General features: G+C 64.2%; 1 protein-coding gene. It reads right to left on the reverse strand.

Annotated elements, in window-relative coordinates; all coding sequences use genetic code 11:
• On the reverse strand, positions 1 to 225 hold a 225-nt coding region (locus tag EN852_RS37925; protein ID WP_246694556.1), incomplete at its 3' end, for an amidase family protein.
• Between the last annotated feature and the right edge of the window lie 96 nt (positions 226 to 321).

Here is a 321-nt window from a genome sequence, read left to right on the forward strand (position 1 = left end):
CGAGCCCGCCGTGGTCGCTTCGCCGGCGACATCGAACAGATCCTTGATCGAGACAATGGTGCCGTCGAGCGGCCCAAGCGTCACGCCGGCTCGTTTGCGGGCATCGCTGGCGTCAGCCGCGGCCCGTGCGGCTTCGGCATAAAGCTTCGGGTAGAACTTCTCGTCGGCGGGACGACTGGCAAGACGTGACAGGATGTTTTCGAGACGGTCGCGGATTGATTGCATGTCGATGTCGGACTCCGCCAGGATAGAACGTCCTTCGGGCAAGCAGCCGCCAGGCCTGCCGAAGGAATAACCCGGCCAGCGTGCCTTTGCACCGGC

The organism is Mesorhizobium sp. M2E.F.Ca.ET.209.01.1.1 (assembly GCF_004010375.2).
In the GTDB taxonomy this organism is placed as follows: domain Bacteria; phylum Pseudomonadota; class Alphaproteobacteria; order Rhizobiales; family Rhizobiaceae; genus Mesorhizobium.